A 17,022-nucleotide genomic window follows, 5' to 3' on the forward strand; every position below is an offset into this window, starting at 1 on the left:
GGAGAAAAGAAATGAGCAACTCGCTGCTGCTGTACAAGCAGATCACCGCCCTCAACCGCGACGCGCACCGCCAGCTGCGGCTGCGCCAGGCCGAGGACGCCAGCTTCGCCGCCTCCACCCACCTGGTGCCGCTGGCCGGCGTGGAGTTCTTCCAGGCCGCGCGCCATTACCCGATCCTGTTCGTGGGCGAGGCCACCGGCGCCTCGCCGATCGCCCTGCTCGGCCTGAAGGCCGGCCAGAACGGCTTCGTCGACGGTGCCGGCCAGTGGCAGCGGAACACCTACGTGCCGGCGTTCGTGCGGCGCTATCCGTTCGTGCTGGCGCAGGGCGAGAAGGACAACTTCACGGTCTGCTTCGACCGCGAGTTCGCCGGCTGGAACGAGCAGGAAGGCCAGGCGCTGTTCGACGCCGAGGGCAAGAACAGCGCCTACCTCGACGAGATGATCCGCTTCCTCAACAACTTCACCGCCGAGATGGAGCGTACCCGGCAGTTCGTCGCCAAGCTGGCCGAGTTCGAGCTGTTGTCGCCGCGCAGCCTGCGCCTGAACCACAGCGGCGGCGAAAGCTTCGTGCTCAGCGACTTCCTGGCGGTGGACGAAGAGAAGTTCCTGAAACTGCCGGACAAGAAGGTGCTGGCCCTGAACAAGGCCGGGTACCTGGGCTGGGTGTATGCGCACCTGATGTCGCTGGCCAACGCCAACGAGCTGTTCGCACGCCACCTGGCGGGCCGGAACGGCGGCGCCGCCGAGGATGGCGAGGCGAAGACGCATTGATCGGGGGCGAGGTGCCTGGCCGGCCGTGGGGGCGGCCGGCCGGGCAGCTCAACCCGCCTCGCGGATGACCTCCAGCACCGACTCGCCGTAACGGCCGAGCTTGCTGCCGCCGATCCCGCCCACGCGGGCCAGTTCGCCCAGCGAGGCAGGCCGCAACTGGGCGATGTCGCGCAGGGTGCGGTCGTGGAAGATCACGTAGGCCGGCACGTTCTGCTCGCGTGCCAGCTGCGCGCGCCAGCCGCGCAGCGCGTCGAACAGGGGGCGGTCGCCGGCCTCCACGTGCAGCGTGCTTTCGCTGCGCCGCTCGCCGCCGCGCGCGACGCGGGTCCGCGCCGGTTCCTCGCGCAGGTGGACCGGTTGCTCGCCACGCAGCACCGACCGGGCGGCGGCGCCCAGGCGCAGGCTGCCGTGGCCTTCGGCATCGACCTCCAGGACGCCGGCGACCACGAGCTGGCGGAACACGCTGCGCCAGGCGTTGGCGTCCAGCTCCGTGCCGATGCCGTAGGTGGACAGTTCATGGTGGCGGAACTGGCGCACCTTCTCGGTGTCGGCTCCACGCAGCACGTCGATCAGGTGCGCGGCGCCGAAGCGCTGGCCGGTGCGGTAGACGCAGCTCAGCGCCTTGCGCGCGGCCTCGGTCGCGTCCCAGGTGCGGACCGGCTGCAGGCAGTTGTCGCAGTTGCCGCAGGCGCCCGGGTGGGCCTCCCCGAATGCGGCCAGCAGTGCCTGGCGGCGGCACATCGCCGATTCGCAGAAGCCCAGCAGCTGGTCGAGCTTGCGCCGCTCCAGCGCCTTGCGCTCCTCGCCGGCCTCGCCCTGTTCGATCATCTGCCGCAGCAGCACCACGTCGCCCAGCCCGTAGCCCATCCAGGCCTCGGCCGGCTCGCCGTCGCGGCCGGCGCGGCCGGTCTCCTGGTAATAGCCCTCGATCGACTTGGGCAGGTCCATGTGCGCGACGAAGCGCACGTCGGGCTTGTCGATGCCCATGCCGAAGGCGATCGTCGCGCACATCACGATGCCGTCCTCGCGCAGGAAGCGGCGCTGGTTGTCCGCGCGCACCTGCGCCGGCAGGCCGGCGTGGTAGGGCAGGGCGGCGATGCCGCGGCCGGCGAGGAACTCCGCGGTCTCCTCGACCTTGCGCCGCGACAGGCAGTAGACGATCCCGGACTCGCCGGCATGGCCGGCGAGGAAGTCGACCAGCTGCCGGCGGGGGTTGTCCTTGTGCGCCACCGAGTAGCGGATGTTCGGGCGGTCGAAGGAGCTGAGGAAGCACTGCGCGTCCTCCAGCGCCAGCCGTTCGGCGATCTCGCGCCGGGTCGGCGGGTCGGCGGTGGCGGTCAGGGCGATGCGCGGCACGTCCGGCCAGCGCTCGTGCAGCACGGTCAGCTCGCGGTACTCGGGGCGGAAGTCGTGGCCCCACTGCGAGACGCAGTGCGCCTCGTCGATCGCGAACAGCGCGATCCGGCTGCGTTCGAGCAGCGAGACGAAGCGCGGCGTGAGCAGGCGCTCGGGCGCGACGTAAAGCAGGTCGAGCTGGCCATCGAGCAGGTCGCGTTCGACCTGGCGGGCCTGCTCGGCGTCCAGCGTGGAATTCAGGTAGGCCGCACGCACGCCGAGCTGGCGCAGCGCCTCGACCTGGTCCTGCATCAGCGCGATCAGCGGCGAGACCACCAGCCCGGTACCGTCGCGCAGCAGCGCCGGGACCTGGTAGCACAGCGACTTGCCGCCGCCGGTGGGCATCAGCACCAGCGCGTCGCCGCCGGCGGTCACGTGCTCGACGATCGCCTGCTGGGGGCCGCGGAAGGCGTCGAAACCGAATACGCGGCGCAGCACGGCCGGGGCATCGGCGGCCGTGCCGGGATCGGCGACGCGGGCGCGCCTGTCTTGGAGTTCCTGCATGCGCAAAGGATAGCGGGCATGCATGGCCGCGGTGCTGAACCGCCGGCACGACGCCGGTAGGAAATCGCGGCGAAGCCTTGTAGGAGCCCATCTTCATGGGCGACCCGACGCCCCCGGCGCGGGCGACGGCACCATGGTTCCGACGCCGTGTGGCCCATGAAGATGGGCTCCTACACCGGCGGCACCACGCCGCCGCGCGCGGCATAGCGGAAGGTCGGGGTGGACATGACCATCTCGGCCAGCGAATAGGCCAGCTCGCGTTCGGCCAGCACCGCGCCGTCGGCGCCGTGCGCGAGCAGGTGCCGCACCTCGGCCTCGCTGTGCGCGCGCGCCAGCACCGGCAGCGCGGGATTGATCGCGCGCAGCTTGGCGATCGCCTCGCCCGCCTCCAGCGGCTGCGGGATCGCCAAGATCGCGATGCTCGCCGACTCCGGGTGGGCTTCGGCCAGCACGCGGTCGGCGGCCGCATTGCCGCGGATGCCGGGGAAGCCGGCCGCGTGCGCGCGCTCGATGTGGTCCTTGTCGTTGTCGATCACCAGCACGTTGACGCCGCGCTCGCGCAGCACGCTAGCCAGTTCGCTGCCGACCCGGCCGTAGCCGACCACGATGGCGTGGTTGCCGGGCACCAGCGAAGGCCCGGGTGGTGGTTCGACCGGCGCCGGCTCGGGTTCCAGCGCGCGCAGGCGCGCCTGGCGGCGGTCCAGCCAGCCGAACAGCAGCGGATTGGCCAGGATCGACAGCAGCGCGCCGGCCAGGACCAGGTCGCGCCCGGTTTCCGGCAGGATCCGCAGCGACACGCCCAGCCCGGCGAGGATGAAGGAGAACTCGCCGATCTGGGCCAGGCTCATGGAGATGGTGAGCGCGGTATCGGTGGGGTGCTTGAACGCGCGCACGATCCAGTACGCGGCCACCGACTTGCCGACCAGGATGATCGCCAGCGTGCCCAACACCTGCCACGGGTGCTCGACGAGGATGCGCGGGTCGAACAGCATGCCCACCGAGACGAAGAACAGCACCGCGAACGCGTCGCGCAGCGGCAGCGAGTCGCTGGCGGCCTTGTGGCTGAGTTCGGACTCGTTGAGCAGCAGGCCGGCGAAGAACGCGCCCAGCGCGAACGACACTCCGAACAGCGCGGCCGAGCCGAACGCCACGCCCAACGCGATCGCCAGCACCGCCAGGGTGAACAGCTCGCGCGAACCGGTGCCGGCGACCCGCTCCAGCGTCCACGGGATCACCCGCCGCCCGACCAGCAGCATCACCGCCACGAACAGGCTGACCTTGAGCAGGGTCAGGCCCAGCGCGGCGAAGATCGCGCCGGTGGTGGTGTCCTCCGGACGGGTGCCGCCCTCGCCGAGCACCCCGCCCAGCGCCGGCAGCAGCACCAGCGCCAGCACCATCACCAGGTCCTCGACGATCAGCCAGCCCACGGCGATGCGGCCGCGGCGGGTGTCCAGCAGCCGGCGCTCCTCCATCGCCCGCAGCAGGACCACGGTGCTGGCCACCGACAGCGCCAGGCCGAACACGAACCCGTGCAGCGCCGGCCAGCCCATCGCCCAGGCCAGGCCCATGCCGAGCAGGGTCGCCACCGCGATCTGCGCGACCGCGCCGGGAATGGCGATCCACTTCACCTCCAGCAGGTCGTCCAGCGAGAAGTGCAGGCCGACGCCGAACATCAGCAGCATCACCCCGATCTCGGACAGCTGGGTGGCGATTTCCTGGTCGGCGACGAAGCCGGGCGTGAACGGCCCGACGAACACGCCGGCCAGCAGGTAACCCACCAGCGGCGACAGGCGCAGCTTGTTGGCCAGCGTGCCCAGCACGAAGGCCAGGCCTAGGCCGACCGCGACGATGTCGATCAGGCTGGTGTCATGGGGCATCGGCGTGGCGTGGTCGAATGAGGCGCCAGTGTCACCGAAGCGGCGTGCGCGCGGCAAACGTCCCGCCGCGCGCCGGACTTCCATCGCCCGCGGCGCGATGGCGTGTCGCAGTCCGGCCGGCGGTCCTGCGACGCGCCCGGTCCCGTGCCGGTCCGGTATCGGAAGCGGCGGCGCGGCCTGTGCTGCACGGCGTCGATTCCATCCGCGCCGGCCACGGCGCGCTGCCGACGAACCGGAGGATCCGCGCTGCGCGGGACTTCCCGCCTGCCGGCTGGCCCGATGGCGCCCGGCCGCGCCGGCGGCGTGCGCCGGGGCGCGGATCCTCCGGGGGCGGCCGCGCCGTCGCCGGCGCGCCAGCCCGCGGGTTACCAGCGGTAGCCGGCGCGCAGGTACAGGTAGGCGCCGTTGAAGCCGAACGGATTCTGGGTCGGGTACGGCAGCTGGCCGGAGGTCGAGGTCGCGTAGATGTTCTCGTCCGGATACTCGTCCAGCACGTTGTCGCCGCCGGCGGTGAACTCCCAGCGGTCGAGCTTGAAGGTGGCGGCCAAGTCGAGCAGCCATTTCGGGTCGAAGGTCTGGTCCAGCGACGCGTTGGCGTTGCGGATGGTGAATTCGCCGTAGCGCGAGGTCGTGGCGCTCAAGCGCCAGTGATCGTTCTCCCAGGCGCCGCTGAGCAGGAACTTGTCGCGCGGGTAGCCGACCTCGAAGCGGCCCAGCTCCACGCGGCCGAAACGCAGCGCGGTCGGATCGATTGCCGTCAGTGCGGGCGGGTTGGGCGCGATGCGGTCGATCTCGGTCTTGGTGTAGTTGTAGCCCAGGGTGAAATCCAGCGCGCTGGCGTCCAGCTGCCAGCTGTAGGTGCCCACCACGTCCACGCCCTGGGTGGTGGTATCGAGCGCGTTGGTGAAGTAGCGGCCGCCGGCCACGTCCGGGAAGCCGTTGCTGTTGAGCCAGGTGCGCACCGCGGTGCTGGTGAGGTTCTCCGAAAGCGTGATCCGGTCCTTGACCTTGATGTGGTACGCATCGATGGTCACGTACAGGTCCTGCACCGGCGTGAGCACCAGGCCGAGGGTGAAGTTGTCCGAGGTCTCGGCCTTCAGCGGCTCGGCGCCCAGGGCGATGCCGGCCGGGTTGGTCACGCGGAAGGTGACCAGGTCGTAGGGCAGGCCGCCGATGAAGTTGGTCGAGGTGGTCTGGTAGTACTGCTGCTGCAACGAGGGCGCATGGAAGCCGGTGGAGGCGGTGGCGCGCAGGGCCACCGCATCGCTGAAGGCGTAGCGGCCGCTGACCTTGCCGGTGGCCTCGCTGCCGAAATCGCTGTAGTCCTCGTAACGCGCGGCGATGCCCAGGCTGAACTTCTCCGTGAGATCGCCTTCCAGGCCGAGGTAGTACGACAGCGAATGCCGGTCGAAACTGCCGCTGTCGGAGGGGCGGAAGCCGGGGAACACCTGCGCGCCGGAAGCGGCCGGGGTGCCGTTGGGCAGCAGCACGCCGCCGTTGATGTAGGAGCCCTCCTCGCCCGGGCCGATGGTGAACTCCTCGCCGCGCCATTCCACGCCGTAGGACAGGGTGACCGGATAGGCCAGCCCCCAGTCCAGGCGCTTGTTGAAGTCCAGGTTGAGCACGTGCTGCTTCAGTTCCAGCGAGCCGGCGTAGAACTGCGTCGGCGACGTCGGGCCCAGGCTGCGGTTGAGCGTATTGCGGATGTCGAACGCCAGTTCGTTGGCGCCGTAGGTGTAGCTGAAGTCCACGTCGGTCTCGCCGGCGGTGGTCGCGCGCAGGCCGGCGGTGACGCTGATGTCGTCGGAGGTGTTGAAGATCTGCGGCAGGAAGCCGTCGGGGTAGATCGAGGGGATGTTGCGGCTGTCGCCGGCCGGGCGGAAGAAGCCGTTGGAAAGCGTCTCGCGCTCGGTATACAGGCCGAAGGAATAGAAGCTCAGGTAGTCCTCGACCGGGACCTCGCCGTTGTAGGCCACCGAGTGGTTGTCGATCTCCGGGTCGCCCAGGCGCTGCACGACCTCGCCCAGTGGCGGGCTGGTCGCGCTGGGCGCGCCGGTGTACGGGCGGGCGCGGTCGGTCTGGTCCTGGTGGCCGGTCTGCGCAGCCAGGTGCAGCTTGCCTGCGCCGCCGAGCTTGAACCCGGCATCGCCCATCACCTGGTACTGGCCGCCGTCGCCGGCGCTGAACTGGCCGTAGCCGGCGCTGAGGCTGCCGCCGCTGTCGGAGCCCTTGAGCACGATGTTGACCACGCCGGCGATGGCGTCCGAGCCGTACTGGGCGGAGGCGCCGTCGCGAAGCACCTCGACCCGCTCGATCGCCGCGACCGGAATCGAGTTCAGGTCCACCGGCGAGGAGCTGCGGCCCTGGCTGCCGTTGACGTTGACCAGGGCGCCGGGGTGGTAACGCTTGCCGTTGACCAGCACCAGGGTGTGGTCGGGCGCCAGGCCGCGCAACTGCGCCGGACGCATGGCGTCGGTGCCGTCGTTGATCGCGGCCCGCGGGAAATTCAGCGAGGGAATGGCCCGCGCCAGTGCGGTCGCCAGTTCCGTCGACCCGGTCGCCTGCAGCGCTTCGCCGGTGATGATGTCGATCGGTGAGGAGGATTCGGCCACGGTCCGGCCGGCGACCCGGGTACCGGTGACGATCACCGTGTCGAGCACGGTGGCCGTGGGCGTGGGCGGGGAGGCGGTCTGGGCCAGGGCGGGAGGGGCGGCCAGGGCGGTGACGATGGCGGCGGAGAGCAGGCGGTGCTGGGCGATCATGGAACGACTCCTGGAGGGGCGGGGTCGGCATCGGCCGGAGCGGATGGTGTTGCGGCGCAGCAATCCCGGAATAACCCTGTGACGGGCGATTGTCAAATTTCCGTTACGGGATCCTGGGCCTGCCGGCGTCAAGTATTCGTTAACCGGTAGAATGGCCGCGCCGCATCCGTCGGCATCTGCTGATTCCCGTTCCTTCTGTAGCGTCCCCCATGATTTCCCTGCGCAATTTCGCCCTTCGCCGCGGCGAGCGGCTGCTGTTGTCCAACGTCGACCTGGCCTTGCATGCCGGCTACCGGGTGGGCGTGGTCGGCCGCAACGGCACCGGCAAGTCCAGCCTGTTCGCGGCGATCAAGGGCGAGCTGGAGGCCGACAAGGGCGACGTCGACCTGCCCGGCAAGGTGCGGATCGCCTCGGTCGCGCAGGAAACCCCATCGCTGCCCGATCCCGCATTGGAGTTCGTGCTTGGTGGCGACGAGGTGATCGCCAACGTGCTGCGCGAGGAAGCGGCGGCCAACGCGCGCGAGGACTGGGAGGCGGTGGCCGCCGCGCACCAGAAGCTGGCCGAGCTCAACGGCTACGACGCCGAAGCGCGCGCCGGCCGGCTGCTGCATGGCCTGGGCTTCCCGGCCGAGACCCACCACCGCCCCGTGTCCTCGTTCTCCGGCGGCTGGCGCGTGCGCCTGAACCTGGCCCGGGCGCTGATGATGCCCTCGGACCTGCTGCTGCTCGACGAACCGACCAACCACCTCGACCTCGACGCGGTCTACTGGCTGGAACAGTGGCTGCTGAAGTATCCGGGCACGCTGCTGCTGATCTCGCACGACCGCGAGTTCCTGGACAACGTCGCCACCCACACCCTGCACCTGCACGGCGGCGGCGCCAAGCTCTATGTCGGTGGTTACACCGACTTTGAGCGCCAGCGCGCCGAGCAGCTGCGGCAGCAGCAGATCGCGCACGAGAAGGAACAGGCCGAGCGCGCCCACCTGCAGAGCTTCATCGACCGCTTCAAGGCCAAGGCCTCCAAGGCCGCGCAGGCGCAAAGCCGCATGAAGCGCCTGGCCAAGCTGGCCGGCACCGAGGCGGTGCGCGCCGAGCGCGAGTTCCGGATCGAGTTCGCCCAGCCCAACCGCTTGCCGTTTTCGCTGATCCGGCTGAACCATGTCGAGGCCGGCTACGGCAAGGATTCGGTGATTCTCCATGAGGTCGGCTTCGGCCTGGAAGCGGGCGACCGCATCGGCCTGCTCGGCCCCAACGGCGCCGGCAAGACCACCCTGGTGCGCACCCTGGTCGGCGACCTGCCGCCGGTGGCGGGCGAGCGCAGCGCGCACCCGGACCTGCGGATCGGCTACTTCGCCCAGCACACGGTCGAGTCGCTGCACGAAGGCCAGTCGCCGATCGACCACTTCCGCGAACTGTCGCCGGATTCGCCGACCCAGGCCTTCCGCGATTTCCTCGGCAAGTGGAATTTCCCCGGCGATCGCGCGTTCGAGGTGGTGGACGGCTTCTCCGGCGGCGAGCGCGCGCGCCTGGCCCTGGCGCTGATCGCCTGGCAGCAGCCCAACGTGCTGCTGCTGGACGAGCCGACCAACCACCTGGACCTGGAAATGCGCGAAGCCCTGGCCGAGGCGCTGAGCGACTTCGAAGGGGCGATCGTGATGGTCAGCCACGACCGCCACCTGATCGGCCTGGTCTGCGACACCTTCTGGCGCGTGGCCGACGGGGTGGTCGAGCCATTCAATGGCGACCTCGACGCCTATGCGGCATGGCTGCGCGCGCGCCCGGCCGCGCAGGGCACCAAGCAGCGCATGGCCGAAGCGGCGCCGGCGCCGGTGGCACTGCCGCCCGCGCCGGTCAGGCCCGCCACCGCGAAGAAGCCGGTCAATCCGGTCAAGCTGGCGGCCGCCGAGAAACGCGTGGGCGAACTGGAAGCCGAGGTCGCTGAACTGGACCGCCGGCTGGCCGACCCGTCGCACATGGCCGATGCCGCGCGCCTGGCCCAGCTGGGGCGCGAGCGCGAGGACATGGCCCGGCAGCTCGAACAGGCCGAACAGGCCTGGCTGGGGCTGCTGGAAGACGCCGGCTGACCGCGTGCATGCCTGCGGCGGCTTGAAATGCCGCCGGCAACCCCTACATCCCGCCGGTCCGGACCTTCCGGCCCATCCACCGCAAACCGAATCCTGCTGCCATGCCGATCTACGCTTTCCAGTGCACCGAGTGCGGCCACAGTTTCGACCGCCTGCAGAAGCTTTCCGATGCCGATCCGGACACCTGCCCGTCCTGCGGGGCGACCGGCGGCGTGCGTCGCCAGTTGACCGCGCCGGCATTCAGGCTGTCGGGCAGCGGCTGGTACGAAACCGACTTCAAGAAGGACGGCGACAGGAAGCGCAACCTGGCCGACGGCGGCGAAGGCGCGGCCAAGTCCGAGTCGAAGGCCGAGTCCACGCCGGCCGCCGCGCCAGCCACGGCGGCCGCACCGGCCAAGGGCGATGCCGGCACCCCCGCCGCCAAGCCGTCCGCCCCCGGCAGCGCGAGCTGACCGGGCGGACGTCACTGGCCTGCGCCAGGCGCGACTGACATTGCGCAGCGGCAGGGGCGCGGCTCGCCGTTGGCGGTAGGGCGCGCTTGGTTGTCGGTTCCGGTTCCAGGCGGGCGACAAAGGTGGTGTGGTTGCCGCCTCTTGCCAGGCGCGGTTACGGTGGGGCGATGAATGCCTTCCGTCTCGCTCCGTTGTTCCTCTTCGTCGCCGCCTGCTCGCAGGACGCCGCGCCGCCCCCGCCACCGGCCAACCCGCGTGCCGACGCCCCGGCTGCCGACGCCGCGATCGCCGGCGTCACTGCGCCGTCCGTGGCGCCGGCCGACGCCTTCCTGGCCGCGCTCGCTGCCCACTGCGGCAAGGCCTATGCCGGCCGCATCGTCGCCAACCGACCGGCCTCGGCCACGCCCGACCCGTTCGAGGGCAAGGCCCTGGTGATGCACGTGCGCGGATGCGAAGACCCGGCACGCGAGCTGCGCGTGCCGTTCCATGTCGGCGACGACCATTCGCGCACCTGGGTGCTGACGCGCACCGCCGACGGGCTGCGTCTGAAGCACGACCACCGCCATGCCGACGGCAGTCCCGACCCGGTGACGCTCTACGGCGGCGACACCGCATCGGCCGGTACCGCGCAGCGGCAGGAATTCCCGGTCGATGCCCAGTCGGTGGCGATGTTCGAGCGCGAAGGGCTTACCGCCTCGGTCACCAATACCTGGGCGATGGAGATCGAGCCGGGGACCCGTTTCGTCTATGAGCTGGGGCGGCCGGCCGGGCGACTGTTCCGGGTCGAGTTCGACCTGGCCACGCCGGTGGCGCTGCCGCCGGCGCCCTGGGGCACCGGCGACTGACTCCGACCGCCGGCGCGGCTCAGCGGGCGCCGAAGCGCGCCCGGCACCCGCCGTCGACCCAGATCGAGCCGCCGCTGTAACCCCAGTTGCGGCCTTCGTCGCAGCGCGTGCCGGAGATGTTCTCGATTACGCGCGGCCGGCCCTGGCGACTGTCCCAGGCGCAGGTGCGGCGGCGGTTGTTCTCGCTGGCACAGGTCACCGAGTAGCCGGGGTTGTTGCCGCCCCAGCCGCCGCCCTGGCGCTGGGCGAACTCGCCGCGGCAGCCATTGCTGACCCAGATCGTGTTGCCGCGCTGGCCCCAGGTCCGGTTCTCGATGCAGGCGCTGCCCGACAGCTGCCGGACCAGCACCGCCCGGCCGCGGAAGTTGGTCTGGCAGGTCCGTTCGCGGTTGTTCTGGCTCTCGCAGCGGATCGTCTGGCCGGTGTTGCCGCCCCAGCCGCCGCCCCGGCCCTCGGTGAAACGGCCGCGGCAGCCCTGGTCGACCCACATCATGCCGTTGCCGCCGCCGAAATTGACCCCTTCCACGCAGCGGGTGCCGGAGATGTTCTCGACCAGCGCCGGACGGCCGTTGAACGGCGTGCGGCACTCGCGGCGGCGGTGGTCGGTGCTCGAGCAGATCAGGGTCTGGCCGCTCCAGTTGGAGCCGTTCCAGCCCGGGCGCAGGCCGCTGCTGGCGCTGCCGCCGCGCAACGAGGTGGCGATGTCCTGCTGGATGCGGCTGAAGCCCCAGCCCGAGTCGATCTGGTCCAGGTAGAACTCCAGCTGGTCGTCGGGGATCTGCCGCCCCCGGGACTGGTCGGCGTACTCGCGCTCGATCACCCGGACCCGGTCGGGAAACGACAGCTGGCGCAGGTTCTCCGGCGCGTAGGCGCGCGTGGACTGGGCGGCGGCGGTCTGGGGCAGGGCGGTGCCGGCGAAGGCCAGGCCCACGGCCAGGCAGGTGGCGGACAGGGAACGGAACATGGCTTTCTCCTCCTTGACGGTCGCCTGGTACCCCGGCGGTTGCTCCGGGATTTACCGCTGGGCGGCTTAATGCCGGCCCACTATGTCACCGGTGCGGTGATGACGGGGGCGGGCCGGGCAGGACGCGTTTGCCCGGGCCGGGCGCGGGCCTCAAAATATCGCGTTCCCCGGCGCCACTGGCGACCGGCCCCCCTGCGGAGTTCCCATGCGTACCCATTACTGCGGCCTGGTCGACGAGACCCTGATCGGCCAGACCCTCACCCTCGCCGGCTGGACCGACGTGGCCCGCAACCTCGGCGGCGTCTGCTTCATCGATCTGCGCGACCACGAGGGCATCGTCCAGGTGACGGTGGAGCCGGACAACCAGGAGGTCTTCGCCGTGGCCGCCTCGCTGGGCTACGAGGACGTGATCCAGGTCGAGGGCGTGGTTCGCGCCCGCCATGCGGTCAACGACAAGATCAAGACCGGCAAGGTCGAGGTGATCGCCACGAGGATCACGATCCTCAACAAGGCCGCGCCGCTGCCGTTCCACGCGCACGAGAACCCGGGCGAGGAAACCCGCCTGAAGTACCGCTACCTCGACCTGCGCCGCCCGGAGATGCAGCGCATGCAGCGCACCCGGATCAGGCTGGTGCAGGCGCTGCGCCGGTACCTGGACGCGGACGGCTTCCAGGACATCGAGACCCCGATCCTGACCAAGGCCACGCCCGAGGGCGCGCGCGACTTCCTGGTCCCGGCGCGCATGCACCCGGGCGAGTTCTACGCGCTGCCGCAGAGCCCGCAGCTGTTCAAGCAGATCCTGATGGTGGCCGGCTTCGACCGCTACTACCAGATCGCGCGCTGCTTCCGCGACGAGGCGCTTCGCGCCGACCGGCAGCTGGAATTCACCCAGCTGGACATGGAGTTCGCCTTCGTCCGCGAGCGCGACGTGCAGGACTACGTCGAAGGGATGATCCGCGCTATCTTCAAGGAGGTCGTCGACGTCGAGCTGGACGCGCAGTTCCCGCGCCTGACCTGGGCCGAGGCGATGCGCCGCTACGGCTCGGACAAGCCCGACCTGCGCATCGCGCTGGAGCTGGTCGACGTGGCCGACCTGGTGAAGGACAGCCAGTTCGCGGTGTTCACCGGCCCGGCCAACGATCCGGACGGCCGCGTCGCCGCGCTGCGCATCCCCGGCGGTGCGTCGCTGTCGCGCAAGCAGATCGACGAATATGCCGCGCACGCGGCCAAGTACGGCAGCAAGGGCCTGGCCTACATCAAGATCGACGAGGCAGGCGCGGTCTCCTCGCCGATCCAGAAGTTCTTCAGCGATGAGCAGTTCGCAGCGCTGGTCGCCCACGTCGGCGCCGGCAACGGCGACATCGTGTTCTTCGGCGCCGGCGCCTACAACAAGGTCTCCGACTTCATGGGCGCGGTCCGCCTGAAGGCCGGCAAGGACTTCGGCCTGGTCGCCGATGGCTGGCGCCCGCTGTGGGTCACCGACTTCCCGATGTTCGAGTGGGACGAGGAGGCGCAGCGCTACGTGGCCCTGCACCATCCGTTCACCGCCCCGGCGGTGGACGACATCGCCGACCTGCGCGCGCATGCGAAGACCGCGGTGTCGCGCGGCTACGACATGGTCCTCAACGGCAACGAGATCGGCGGCGGTTCGATCCGCATCCACCGCCCGGAGATGCAGAGCGCGGTGTTCGAGCTGCTTGGCATCGGCGCGGAAGAGGCCGAGGCCAAGTTCGGCTTCCTGCTGGACGCGCTCAAGTACGGGGCCCCGCCGCACGGTGGCATCGCCTTCGGCATCGACCGCATCGCCGCGCTGATGGCCGGCACCGAATCGATCCGCGACGTGATCCCGTTCCCGAAGACCACCTCGGCGCAGTGCCTGATGACCGGCGCGCCGTCGCCGATTCCGGACGAGCAGCTGGCGGAGGTGCACATCCGGGTTCGCGAAGCCTCACTGCCCAAGCAGTGAGGCTCCCCCGTGATTTCGCATTGCGAAACCGCGGGCCCCGCTCACCCCCTCCACAACCCCTGCGGCTGCCGCCGCGTCCCCTTGACTCAAGGGGACTACACGCACGGAAAAGTTTTCGATGACCGAGTTTGCGTTTTCGCTGCACTGGGAAAAGCTGGGTAATGAGGGTTCCGAAGCCGGGCTGGTGACCGAGCGCGCTCGCGTGTTCGGCGGCTGGCTGGTGCGCGTGGGCAGCAACCCGTCGGCGTTGGCGGTGACCTTCGTCCCGGACGGCCAGGGCCGCTGGGACGGCGAGGACTTCGGCGAGGACGACTACGAGTACGAAGAAGACGAGGACGGCGACGAGGAAGACGAGGACCTCGACGGCGAGGAAGAGGAAGACGAGGAAGAGGAAGACGAGGACGAGGACGAGGACGAGGACGCCGCCGAAGGGCGCGCGCGCTGACCGTGCGCATCCGTCGCGCCACCGTCGACGACGCCGCGACCCTGTCCTCGCTGGCGGCACGCACCTTCACCGAGACTTTCGGCCACCTCTATCTGCCGGAAGACCTGGCGTCCTTCCTGGCCGATGCCTATCCGCCGGAGAAGCAGGCGGTCATCCTGGGCCATCCGGACTACGCGGTCTGGCTGCTCGAGGACAAGGGCGAAGCCGTCGGCCACGCCGCCGCCGGTCCCTGCGGCCTGCCGCATGCGGACGTGCAGCGCGGCGACGGCGAACTCAAGCGCCTGTACGTGCTGGCCTCGCACCAGAATGGCGGCTGGGGCGGACGGCTGTTCGACGAAGCCGAGCGCTGGCTGCTGCGCGACGGCCCACGCACGCTCTGGGTCGGGGTCTGGTCGGAGAACCTCGGCGCGCAGCGGTTCTATGCACGCCACGGCTTCGCCAAGGTCGGCACCTACGAGTTCCCGGTGGGCCGGGTCCGCGACCTGGAATTCATCCTGCGCCGCCCGGCCTGACCGCCCCGACGCGGGCACGCACGAACGGCCGCATCGCTGCGGCCGTTCGTGTTCTTCCCCGGGATGGATGCGGCGTCACTCGCGCAGGAAGTCGAGCAGGTCCTGGTTGAGCCGGTCCTTGTGGGTATCGGCGATGCCGTGCGGGCCATCCGGGTACACGATCAGGCGCGCGCCCTTCACCAGCGCCGCCGATGCCCGCGCCGAGGTGTCGACCGGCACGATCTGGTCCTCGCCACCGTGGATCACCAGGGTGGGCACGTCGAACTTCGCCAGGTCGCCCCGGAAGTCGGTGGCCGAGAACGCCGCGATCGAGTCGTAGGTGTTCTTGTGCCCGGCCTGCATGCCCTGCGCCCAGAAGCTCTGGACCAGGCCGGCATCCGGCTTGGCGCCCGGGCGGTTGAAGCCGAAGAACGGGCCGGAAGCGATGTCCAGGTAGAGCTTCGAGCGGTTCTCGAGCGAGGCCTTGCGCAGGCCGTCGAACACATCCATCGGCAGCCCGCGCGGGTTGTCGGCGGTGCGGACCATGATCGGCGGCACCGCGGCGACCAGCACCGCCTTCTTCACCCGCGCGGTGCCGTGGCGGCCGATGTAGCGGGCCACTTCGCCGCCGCCCGTGGAGAAGCCGACCACGGTGACGTCGTGCAGGTCCAGCGCGTCGATCACCGCGGCCAGGTCGTCGGCGTAGTGGTCCATGTCGTTGCCGTCCCAGGGCTGGCTGGAACGGCCGTGGCCGCGGCGGTCGTGGGCGACCACGCGGTAGCCGCGCTCGGCCAGGAACAGCATCTGCGCCTCCCAGCTGTCCGAGTTCAGCGGCCAGCCGTGGCTGAAGGTGACGACCGGGCCATCCTTCGGACCCCAGTCCTTGTAGTAGAGGCGCACGCCCTCGGCGGTGGTGACGTAATCGCCCTGCACGGTGGCGCGGGCGGCCGCATCGACGTGCGGCGCGGCGGCGTGGGCGGAGGTGGCGGCGATGGCCAGCAGGGTGGCGGCGAAGCTGCGGGTGATGGCGTTCATGGCGACGGGTTTCCCTTGGGATGAGGAAGAGGGGGAGGGGCGGTCAGTCGGCGATCAGCAGCGACACGTCGATGTTTCCGCGGGTCGCGTTGGAGTAGGGGCAGACCGTGTGGGCCTGGTCGACCAGCGCCTGCAGCGTGTCGCGCGGCACGCCCGGCGCGGCGATGGTCAGCTCGGCCTCGATGCCGAAGCCGGCCGGGATCGCGCCGATGCCGACCTTGCCGGTGACCGTCGTATCGGCCGGCAGCGCGACCTTCTGCTTGCCGGCGACGAACTTCAGCGCGCCCAGGAAGCAGGCCGAATATCCGGCCGCGAACAGCTGCTCGGGGTTCGTGCCCGGGCCGCCGGCGCCGCCCAGCTCGCGCGGGGTGGACAGGTGCACGTCGAGGACGCGGTCGGAGCTTAGGGCGCGGCCTTCGCGGCCCCCGGTGGCGGTGGCGGTGGCGGCGTAGAGGATCTTGTCGATGGACATGGCGGGTTCCTGTCTGGTGTCGGGTGGGATGTGCCCGGCGGGCAGGAGCTACTTTGCGGGCCCGCCTGCTACGATCTGCCACGTGGAGTCCTGAAAACTTGACCAGGAGTACGGATCGATGGTCGACCGCCTCGCGGCGCTGCTGGAGCGCTTCCCGGTCAGCGCGCAGCTGTTCAACGCCGGCGCGCTGTGCGGGATCAACCTGCTCGACGCCGACGGCGTGCACGGGCAGCTGCACCTGGTCCGGCGCGGGCCGCTGGAGGTCTCGCATGGCGGCGCGCCGGTGCGGATCGACGAGCCGAGCCTGCTGCTGTATCCCCGACCGCTGTCGCACCGTTTCAGCAGCGACCCCGAGCAGGGCGCGGACATGGCTTGCGCCAACCTGCGCTTCGAGGGCGGGACCGGCAATCCGGTGGCGGCGGCGCTGCCGTCCTTCGTGTGCCTGCCGTTGTCGGCGCTGGACGGTTGCCAGCCGGTGCTGGACCTGCTGTTCGAGGAGGCGTTCGAACGGCGCTGCGGGCGCCAGGCCATGATCGATCGCCTGTTCGAAGTGGTGATGATCCAGCTGCTGCGCCACCTGATGGAGCGCGGCGAGGTGGCCGGCGGGCTGCTCTCCGGGCTGTCGCACCCGCGGCTGCGGCATGCGCTGGTGGCCATGCACGAAGCGCCGACGCGCGAATGGACCCTGGAGGACCTGGCGGCCACCTGCGGCATGTCGCGCAGCGTGTTCGCCGCCAGCTTCCGCGAGGCGGTCGGCCGCACGCCCGGGCAGTACCTGCTCGGCTGGCGGGTCGGGCTGGCGCAGCAGGCGCTGCGCCGCGGGCGGCCGTTGAAGGTGGTCGCCGACGAGGTCGGCTATGGCAGCGAGGCCGCGCTGTCGCGTGCGTTCAAGGCCCATTGCGGCCTGTCGCCGCGCGCCTGGAAGCAGCAGCACGCCGCGGAGGCCGCGTGAGCTCG

Annotated in this window: 14 protein-coding genes; 8 read left to right on the forward strand and 6 right to left on the reverse strand. The window is 70.6% G+C overall.

The window, feature by feature from the left end; genetic code table 11:
- The first annotated feature begins 11 nt into the window (after positions 1-11).
- Positions 12-773: a SapC family protein gene (locus ABKA19_RS11530; RefSeq protein ID WP_353689025.1), complete on the forward strand. Its 762-nt coding sequence runs from the start codon at positions 12-14 to the stop codon at positions 771-773.
- Between the two features lie 48 nt (positions 774-821).
- Here the strand turns inward: ABKA19_RS11530 and recQ are convergent, their stop codons facing one another.
- The 3 genes from recQ to ABKA19_RS11545 all read right to left on the reverse strand — a co-directional run bounded on the left by recQ (position 822) and on the right by ABKA19_RS11545 (position 7,311).
- Positions 822-2,672 carry a DNA helicase RecQ gene (gene recQ / locus ABKA19_RS11535; RefSeq protein ID WP_353689026.1) on the reverse strand — a complete coding sequence of 617 codons (1,851 nt, stop codon included), beginning with the start codon at positions 2,670-2,672 and terminating at the stop codon, positions 822-824.
- Positions 2,673-2,842: 170 nt separating this feature from the next.
- Positions 2,843-4,549 carry a YbaL family putative K(+) efflux transporter gene (gene ybaL / locus ABKA19_RS11540; RefSeq protein ID WP_353689027.1) on the reverse strand — a complete coding sequence of 569 codons (1,707 nt, stop codon included), beginning with the start codon at positions 4,547-4,549 and terminating at the stop codon, positions 2,843-2,845.
- Between the two features lie 365 nt (positions 4,550-4,914).
- A complete protein-coding gene (locus tag ABKA19_RS11545; RefSeq protein ID WP_353689028.1) occupies positions 4,915-7,311 on the reverse strand; it encodes a TonB-dependent receptor plug domain-containing protein in 2,397 nt (798 codons plus the stop codon).
- Positions 7,312-7,520: 209 nt separating this feature from the next.
- Here ABKA19_RS11545 and ABKA19_RS11550 point away from each other — a divergent pair, with 209 nt between their 5' ends.
- The 3 genes from ABKA19_RS11550 to ABKA19_RS11560 all read left to right on the forward strand — a co-directional run bounded on the left by ABKA19_RS11550 (position 7,521) and on the right by ABKA19_RS11560 (position 10,692).
- Complete coding sequence (locus tag ABKA19_RS11550; RefSeq protein ID WP_353689029.1) at positions 7,521-9,395, forward strand: ABC-F family ATP-binding cassette domain-containing protein; 1,875 nt, start codon at positions 7,521-7,523, stop codon at positions 9,393-9,395.
- Positions 9,396-9,496: 101 nt separating this feature from the next.
- A complete protein-coding gene (locus ABKA19_RS11555) occupies positions 9,497-9,847 on the forward strand; it encodes an FmdB family zinc ribbon protein (RefSeq protein WP_353689030.1) in 351 nt (116 codons plus the stop codon).
- Positions 9,848-10,014: 167 nt separating this feature from the next.
- The gene (locus tag ABKA19_RS11560) at positions 10,015-10,692 is read left to right on the forward strand and encodes a hypothetical protein (RefSeq protein WP_353689031.1); all 678 of its coding nucleotides are present in this window, start codon (positions 10,015-10,017) and stop codon (positions 10,690-10,692) included.
- A 19-nt stretch (positions 10,693-10,711) separates the two neighbouring features.
- Here ABKA19_RS11560 and ABKA19_RS11565 read toward each other — a convergent pair whose 3' ends face one another.
- On the reverse strand, positions 10,712-11,383 hold the full coding sequence (locus ABKA19_RS11565) for a DUF3011 domain-containing protein (protein WP_502945793.1): 672 nt from the start codon (positions 11,381-11,383) through the stop codon (positions 10,712-10,714).
- A gap of 478 nt (positions 11,384-11,861) precedes the next feature.
- Here ABKA19_RS11565 and aspS point away from each other — a divergent pair, with 478 nt between their 5' ends.
- The 3 genes from aspS (at position 11,862) to ABKA19_RS11580 (ending at position 14,579) form a co-directional block, all read left to right on the forward strand.
- A complete protein-coding gene (aspS, locus tag ABKA19_RS11570) occupies positions 11,862-13,622 on the forward strand; it encodes an aspartate--tRNA ligase (protein WP_353689033.1) in 1,761 nt (586 codons plus the stop codon).
- Between the two features lie 118 nt (positions 13,623-13,740).
- Positions 13,741-14,067: a DNA primase gene (locus ABKA19_RS11575; RefSeq protein ID WP_353689034.1), complete on the forward strand. Its 327-nt coding sequence runs from the start codon at positions 13,741-13,743 to the stop codon at positions 14,065-14,067.
- A 2-nt stretch (positions 14,068-14,069) separates the two neighbouring features.
- Positions 14,070-14,579 (forward strand): GNAT family N-acetyltransferase, encoded by a 510-nt coding sequence (locus ABKA19_RS11580; RefSeq protein ID WP_502945777.1) that lies wholly within the window; start codon positions 14,070-14,072, stop codon positions 14,577-14,579.
- Positions 14,580-14,654: 75 nt separating this feature from the next.
- Here ABKA19_RS11580 and ABKA19_RS11585 read toward each other — a convergent pair whose 3' ends face one another.
- Both ABKA19_RS11585 and ABKA19_RS11590 read right to left on the reverse strand, forming a co-directional pair.
- Entirely contained in the window at positions 14,655-15,593 is a 939-nt protein-coding gene (locus ABKA19_RS11585) for an alpha/beta fold hydrolase (RefSeq protein ID WP_353689035.1), read from the reverse strand.
- A gap of 43 nt (positions 15,594-15,636) precedes the next feature.
- Positions 15,637-16,065, reverse strand: a complete 429-nt coding sequence (locus ABKA19_RS11590) for an organic hydroperoxide resistance protein (protein ID WP_353689036.1) — start codon at positions 16,063-16,065, stop codon at positions 15,637-15,639.
- 118 nt (positions 16,066-16,183) lie between these two features.
- Here ABKA19_RS11590 and ABKA19_RS11595 point away from each other — a divergent pair, with 118 nt between their 5' ends.
- The gene (locus ABKA19_RS11595) at positions 16,184-17,017 is read left to right on the forward strand and encodes an AraC family transcriptional regulator (RefSeq protein ID WP_162376650.1); all 834 of its coding nucleotides are present in this window, start codon (positions 16,184-16,186) and stop codon (positions 17,015-17,017) included.
- Positions 17,018-17,022 lie beyond the last annotated feature (5 nt).

Source organism: Pseudoxanthomonas sp. Soil82, from assembly GCF_040446535.1.
GTDB classification, from domain to species: Bacteria; Pseudomonadota; Gammaproteobacteria; order Xanthomonadales; family Xanthomonadaceae; genus Pseudoxanthomonas; species Pseudoxanthomonas kaohsiungensis.